An 815-nucleotide genomic window follows, 5' to 3' on the forward strand; every position below is an offset into this window, starting at 1 on the left:
GATGCTGCTCATATAGCGGATGCCCTTGGTATAGTTGCGCGAGCTCAAAATATGAGTGCCTTAGCAAAAGAAACCAATCGCGAACGCAGTGGATTATACCGCTCTTTAAGCAAAACAGGTGACCCTAAACTTTCTACTTTAGTCGCTGTCTTATCTGCCCTTAATTTGCAACTCTCTGTACAGTCTTCTACTTCATAAACTGAGAGGGAGTTAATACATATCTCCCCCCAATTTCAGTGATTAGTCACAAACTCAACAACCACCGTTGCTTCACCGGATTGAACCGATTTCGTTACTTTCGCATAGAGAGTGACCTCTTTATCAGAAGGTACAAACTCTTTTTGATTGTTTATCGTGACCGTTTGAACACCTTGTTGTTTAATATCAGGTTCACCAAACTCTTTTCCTCCAGCAGTGCTGCCAATCTGTAACTTGGCATCTGTAAAAACCGTTTTGACAAAAACCTTAATCGAGGTAATCAGGGCTCCACAAGGTAAAGTGCCTATTTTCATCACTTGCTCTTTAACTTCATGGCTAAAATTAAGCCGCAAAAAGCTTACCTGCTGGGTATGAAGATTTCTCCCTTGCAAGGGCTGTGGTAAATAATCTGCCATATCTTATCCCCTCAATGATTTGTCACGAATTGCACAATCACAACACACTCACCAGCCGAGGTTGTTTTATCCCGTGTTGCATAAAGGGTAACTTCCTTATCAGCTGCAACAAAAAACTTTTGATCTGTTGGCGTAAAGTCCTGTGTGCCTTGGGCTTTGATGTCCTTTTCACTGAACTCATTGCCTCCATAGGTACTCCCT

2 protein-coding genes and 1 pseudogene are annotated in these 815 nt (G+C 42.2%); 1 reads left to right on the forward strand and 2 read right to left on the reverse strand.

Annotated elements, in window-relative coordinates:
* Positions 1 to 198, forward strand: a 198-nt coding sequence (locus GQO39_RS08755; RefSeq protein ID WP_156851802.1) for an addiction module antidote protein, incomplete at its 5' end; no start/stop codon positions are given.
* Positions 199 to 233: 35 nt separating this feature from the next.
* On the opposite strand, the gene GQO39_RS08760 is transcribed toward GQO39_RS08755, so the two are convergent.
* Both GQO39_RS08760 and GQO39_RS08765 read right to left on the reverse strand, forming a co-directional pair.
* Complete coding sequence (locus GQO39_RS08760; protein WP_007552618.1) at positions 234 to 614, reverse strand: hypothetical protein; 381 nt, start codon at positions 612 to 614, stop codon at positions 234 to 236.
* A gap of 11 nt (positions 615 to 625) precedes the next feature.
* Positions 626 to 815: pseudogene (locus tag GQO39_RS08765) on the reverse strand (hypothetical protein); the annotation flags it as partial.

This window comes from Bartonella refiksaydamii (assembly GCF_902652675.1).
In the GTDB taxonomy this organism is placed as follows: domain Bacteria; phylum Pseudomonadota; class Alphaproteobacteria; order Rhizobiales; family Rhizobiaceae; genus Bartonella; species Bartonella refiksaydamii.